4 protein-coding genes are annotated in these 5,929 nt (G+C 73.0%); 1 reads left to right on the top strand and 3 read right to left on the bottom strand.

The window, feature by feature from the left end:
- Window positions 1-44: 44 nt before the first annotated feature.
- From ACWF9Z_RS08995 to ACWF9Z_RS08985, 3 genes are all read right to left on the bottom strand, one after another.
- Window positions 45-3,176, bottom strand: a complete 3,132-nt coding sequence (locus tag ACWF9Z_RS08995) for an efflux RND transporter permease subunit (protein WP_453599155.1) — start codon at window positions 3,174-3,176, stop codon at window positions 45-47.
- 170 nt (window positions 3,177-3,346) lie between these two features.
- Window positions 3,347-4,063 carry a response regulator gene (locus ACWF9Z_RS08990; RefSeq protein WP_453599152.1) on the bottom strand — a complete coding sequence of 239 codons (717 nt, stop codon included), beginning with the start codon at window positions 4,061-4,063 and terminating at the stop codon, window positions 3,347-3,349.
- A gap of 34 nt (window positions 4,064-4,097) precedes the next feature.
- Entirely contained in the window at window positions 4,098-4,931 is an 834-nt protein-coding gene (locus ACWF9Z_RS08985) for an adenosylcobinamide-GDP ribazoletransferase (RefSeq protein ID WP_453599149.1), read from the bottom strand.
- 85 nt (window positions 4,932-5,016) lie between these two features.
- On the opposite strand from ACWF9Z_RS08985, the gene ACWF9Z_RS08980 reads away from it, so the two are divergent.
- A complete protein-coding gene (locus tag ACWF9Z_RS08980; protein ID WP_453599146.1) occupies window positions 5,017-5,787 on the top strand; it encodes a hypothetical protein in 771 nt (256 codons plus the stop codon).
- Window positions 5,788-5,929: the final 142 nt, after the last annotated feature.

The raw sequence follows: 5,929 nt of genomic DNA, 5'->3' as shown, positions 1-5,929 counted from the left end.
CGCGCCCCCGCCCGCGCCGCGCCCGCGCCCCCCCCCCCGACGCGTCAGACGGTGACCGGGTCCTCGTCCTCCGCGGGGGCGGACGGGGAGGGGACCACCGTCAGGCGGGCCCGGCGCTTCGCGCGGCGGCGCTCCTTGCGCAGTTCCAGCATCGCGTAGAGGGTCGGCACCAGGAGCAGCGTCAGCAGCGTGGAGCTGATCAGGCCGCCGATCACGACCACGGCCAGCGGCTGCGAGATGAAACCGCCGGCGCCGGTGACGCCCAGCGCCATCGGCAGCAGCGCGAAGATCGTCGCCATTGCCGTCATCAGGATGGGACGCAGCCGGTGGCGGCCGCCCTCGACGACGGCCTCGATCACGCCGAAGCCCTGGGCCCGGTACTGGTTGACCAGGTCGATCAGGACGATCGCGTTCGTCACGACGATGCCGATGAGCATCAGCATGCCGATCATCGCCGGGACGCCCATGGGAGTGCCGGTGACGAGGAGCAGGCCGAGCGCGCCGGTGGCCGCGAACGGGATGGAGACCAGCAGGATCAGCGGCTGGACGAGCGAGCGGAACGTCGCGACGAGCAGCATGAAGACGATCGCGATGGCCGCGAGCATGGCCAGGCCCAGCGAGCCGAAGGCCTCGCTCTGGTCCTGTCCCACGCCGCCGATCGTAGCCGTGGCTCCCGCGGGCAGGTCCAGGGCCTTGATCTTCGACGCCAGGACGGCGCTGACGGCGCCGGTGTTGTCGCCGACCGGCTTCGCGGTGACGGTGGCCGCGCGGGCGCCGTCGATCCGGGTCATCGCGACCGGTCCGGGGACCTCCTTGACCTCGGCGATGTCGCCGAGCCTGACCGGCCCGACGGGCAGCGCCTGCAGCTCGGCCAGGGTGGTGGCCGGCTGCGCGGACCTGATGACGATGTCCCGCTCGGTGTCGTCCAGTACGGCCTTGCCCGCCGGGTTGCCCCGTACGGCCTGGGCGACGATGCCGCCGAGGGCGGCCTGGCCGATGCCGAGTTCCGCCGCCTTGGGGGTGGCGGTGACGGAGATCCGGGGAACGGACTGGGACAGGTCGCTCTGGACGTCGGTGACGTCCTCGAGGGTGGCCACCTCGGCGCGGACCTGCTCGGCGGCCCGGGCGAGGACGTCCGCGTCGCCGGCCTTGACGACGACGCTGAGGTTCTGGCTGCCGAAGCCGCCGCCCGCCGAGATGCTGGTGTCGCCGATGCCGTCGAGGCCGTCCAGCGCGGTCTGGATGCGCTTCTTGACGGCTTCGGAGTCCTTCGAGTCCTTCAGGGTGACCTGGTAGGACGCCTGGTTGGAGCCGGTTCCGCCGCCGAAGGCGGCCAGGAAGCCGGAGGAGCCGACGGTGACCTGCTGGTCCTTGACGCCCTCGGTCGCCGCCAGGGCCTTCTCCACCTTGTGGCTGGCCTCGTCGGCGGCCGCCAGCGAGGTGCCGGGGGCGAGCTCCTGCTTGACGGTCAGGACGTCCTGGTCGCCCTGGTCGAAGAAGTTCGTCTTGAGCAGCGGGGTCATGGCCATCGTCGCGACGAGCACCACGACGGCGACGGACACCGTGGCGAGCCGGCGGCGGGTGACCAGGTTCAGGGCCCGTACGTAGAACCGCTGGAGCTTGCTGCGGGCCTCCTTCTCCTCGGCCTCGCGGCGCGCCTTGTCGGCGCTCCGGGCGTCGGTGGCGCTCACGCCCTGGGGCGCGCGCAGGAACCAGTATGAGAGCACCGGCACGACGGTCAGGGAGACGATCAGCGAGGCCAGCAGGGACGCGGCGACGGTGATCGAGAACGGGCCGAAGAACTCGCCGACCATGCCGCCCACGAAGGCGATCGGCAGGAAGACGGCCACGGTGGTGAGCGTCGAGGAGGTGACCGCGCCGGCGACCTCCTTGACCGCGGTGATGATCGCGCTCTCGCGCTCCTCGCCGTAGCCGAGGTGGCGCTTGATGTTCTCCAGGACCACGATCGAGTCGTCGACGACCCGGCCGATGGCGATGGTGAGGGCGCCCAGCGTCAGCATGTTGAGCGAGAGGTCGCGGGTCCACAGCACGATCAGCGCGAGGACGACGGACAGCGGGATGGAGACCGCGGTGACCAGCGTCGAGCGCACCGAGCCGAGGAAGACCAGGATCACGATCACCGCGAAGACCAGGCCGAGCAGGCCCTCGGTGGTCAGGCCCGAGATGGACCTGGCGACGGCCGGGCCCTGGTCGCTGACCACGGTCAGCTCGGCGCCGGCGCCGAGGGTGGAACGCAGTTCGGGCAGCTTGTCCTTGACGGCGTCCGAGATGGCCACCGCGCTGCCGTCCTTGTCCATGGTCAGGACGAGGGCGAGGCTGGGCTTGCCGTTGGTGCGGGTGAGCGAGACGGCCTTGGCGGGCTCCTGCTTCACGCTCGCCACGTCGCCGAGGCGGACGGCCCGCTTGCCGGGCCCGGCCGTGAGGCGCAGGTCTTCCAGCTGCGCGAGCGAGGTGTAGCCCGAACCGACCCGTACGGTGCGGTTCTTGCCGGCCTCGTCGAAGGATCCGGCGGGGACGGCGGCGCCGCCAGCCTGGAGGCCCTGGGCGAGGGTGGCGCCGTCGAGGCCGGCCGCGGCGAGCTTCGCGTCGTCCGGGGTGACGGTGACCTGGAGGTCCTGGACGCCGTTGACGCTGACCTGGCCGACGCCCGCGATGTCCTCGAGGACGGGGACGACGGACTTGTTCAGCTGGTCGGCGAGGGCCTGCTGGTCCTTGTCGGAGGTGACGGCGAGGACGACGGTCGGGATGTCGTCGGTGGAGCCGGCCACCACCTGGGGGTCGACCTCGGCGGGCATCTGCACGCGGGCCCGGTTGACGGCCTGCTGGACGTCGGCGACGAGCTGCTTGGTGCCGGTGTCGCCGTAGTCGAAGGTCGCCATGATGAGGGCGTTGCCCTCGCTGGCCGTGGAGGTGATGCCGGTGATCCCGTCGACGCCCTTGAGGGTGGCCTCGATCGGTTCGATGACCTGCTTCTCCACCACGTCGGGGGAGGCACCCTGGTACGGCGCGAGCACGGACACCATCGGCAGGTCGATGGAGGGCAGCAGCTGCTGCTTGAGCTGCGGGATGGCTATGGCGCCGAAGAGGAGCGCGACGAGCGACACGAGGCCGATCAGCGCCCTTTGGGCCAGGCTGAAGCGGGACAGCCGGAACATGGGTATGGGGATCTCTCTGCAGGGACGTGCGTGCCGCCTACGAGGTCATGGCGAAGTCATGCCGTCGGGCCGACGCGAGGGCTCCCCAGCCTCTCTCGCGGGCGGGCACGGCAGCGTCGGCCCCAGGTCCCGTCCTTACCCGGGGCATACCGCGTCCGCAGTAGACGGGCCTACTCTGCCCTGGGCCGGACTAGTCCCGATTCGTAGGCGATGACCACCAATTGCGCACGGTCGCGGGCGCCGAGCTTGGCCATGGCCCGGTTCACGTGCGTCTTGACGGTGAGCGGGCTGACCGCCAGCCGGCGGGCGATCTCGTCGTTGGACAGGCCCGCCGCGACGAGTACGAGGACCTCGCGCTCGCGTCCGGTCAGCGCGGCCAGCCGCTGCGCGTGCGCCGCGCCGGCGGCGGGGGGTTCCCCGGCGCCGCCGCCCTGGGCGAGGAAGCTGGCGATGAGCCCTTTGGTGGCGGCCGGGGAGAGCAGCGCGTCCCCGGCGGCGGCGACCCGGATGGCGTTGAGGAGCTCCTCGGGTTCGGCGCCCTTGCCGAGGAAGCCCGAGGCGCCCGCCCGCAGGGCCGCGGCGACGTACTCGTCGACCTCGAAGGTCGTCAGCATCACCACGCGCACGGCGGCCAGTTCGGGATCGGAACTGATCAGCCGGGTGGCGGCGAGGCCGTCGGTGCCGGGCATCCGGATGTCCATGAGCACGACGTCGGGCCGGGCGCGGCGCGCCAGGTCGAAGGCCTGCGCCCCGTCGGAGGCCTCCCCGACGACCCGCATGTCGGGCTCGGAGTCGACGAGCACCTTGAACGCGCTGCGCAGCAGCGCCTGGTCGTCGGCGAGGAGCACCCTGATGGGCGTCGGGTCCGGGCTCGGGTTCTCTTCCACGCCCCGACCCTACGTCGCGCCCTGCCCGGGGTTCTCACCCGAGGGCCAGGACCACCAGGACCACCGTCGCGGAGACCTCGGCCAGCGCCCCGAACACGTCGCCGGTGACCCCGCCGAAGCGGCGTACGCAGCGGCGGAGCAGGAACTCGGCCGCCACCAGGGCCGCCAGGACCGCCGCCCCGTGCTGCGCGGCGGCCGCCGCGCCCAGCGGCAGCGCGGCGGCGGCCGCCAGGAGCACGGTGGCCGTGGCGATCGCCGCGGCCGTGGCGCGCGGGACCACTCCGGCGACGGCCGCGCCCAGCCCCTCGGGCCGGGCCGGCGGGACCCCGTCGCGGGAGGCCAGGGTCATGGCGAGCCGGGCGGCGACGGCGGCGAGCACGGTGGCCAGCGCGCCCCGGATCCAGCTGCCGGCGAACGCGTCGGCGAGGGCGGCCGCCTGGATCAGGAGGACGAAGGCCAGCGCCACCACCCCGAAGGGGCCGATGTCGGACTGCTTCATGATGCGCAGCGCGGCGTCGGCCGGCTTGGCGCTGCCCAGTGCGTCCGCGGTGTCGGCGAGGCCGTCGAGGTGCAGCGCCCGGGTCAGGGCCGCCGGCACGGCGACGGTGACGGCGGCCGCGAGCAGCGGTCCCCCGCCGAGCAGCACCAGGAGGACGCCGCAGGCGGCCGCGAGGAGTCCCACGACGAGCCCGGCGAGCGGGGCGCAGGCCATGCCGGTGCGGGCGGCGGGGCGGTCCCAGCGGGTGATGCGGGCGGGCAGGACGGTGAGCGTGCCGAAGGCGAAGCGCACGCCGTCGGCCAGCGGGGCCCGGTCCGCGGGCGGCGTCGGCGCGGGCGCCGGGTGGGGGTTGTCGTACGAATCTGTCATCGCCGCGAACGCTACCCGCTCACACCGGACGGTAAGTTACCCATTACGGTCCAAAGCGGGAGCTGCCGAACAGAGAGTCTGCGGTATGGGTCACTGGTGGTACCGAAACATCGTCGAGCCGGGCAAGCTCCCGCTGCTCCTCGCGCTGCTCTCCTTCGTGTCGTCCTTCCTGATCACCCGCATGATCACCCGGATGATCCGGGCCGGGCGGGGGCCCTTCAAGAACGTCACCCCGGGCGGGATGCACATCCACCACGTCGTACCGGGGGTGATCCTCGTGATCATCGGCGGCTTCGGGGCGATCGGCAGCAGCGGGCACAGCTTCGGGGCGGGGCTGTCGGCCGTGATCTTCGGGCTGGGCGCGGGGCTGGTCCTGGACGAGTTCGCGCTGATCCTGCACCTGGACGACGTCTACTGGAGCGAGCAGGGCCGCAAGAGCGTGGAGATCGTGGTCCTGACGGCGGCGATCGTGGCGCTGGTGCTGGGCGGGTTCCTGCCGTTCGGGGTCAACGACCTCACCTCCGACGAACGGCACAACCGCGGGCTGGTCGTCATCAACACGGCGACCAATTTCTTCCTGGCCCTGATCGCCCTGTGGAAGGGGAAGGCGCGCACCGCGTTCTTCGGCATGGTCATCCCCTTCGTCGCGCTGATCGGCTCGATCCGGCTGGCCCGGCCCGGTTCCCCGTACGCGAAGAAGTTCTACGCGAACCGCCCGAAGGCCCGCGCCAAGGCCGGACTGCGCGCCTTCCACCACGACCGCCGGTGGGCCTCGCCGCGCCGCAGGTTCGAGAACTTCATCGGCGGGACCCCGGACCCGGAGCGCGCGGCCGACAAGGAGGTCCACAAACCCTGACCCACGGCCCGCCCCGCGGGACGCGAAAGGGCGGGCCCCCCCGGGGGGGGGGGCGGGCGGGGGGGCGGGGGGGGGGCGGGGGGCCCCCCCGCGGCCCGCGGGCCCCCGGGCCGGGGTCGGGGGGCGGCGGGGGCGCCCCGCG

It is taken from the genome of Streptomyces sp. NPDC054961 (assembly GCF_053609145.1).
The sequence above is the reverse complement of the archived record's forward strand: the minus strand, read 5'-3'. Positions and strand labels throughout refer to the sequence as shown.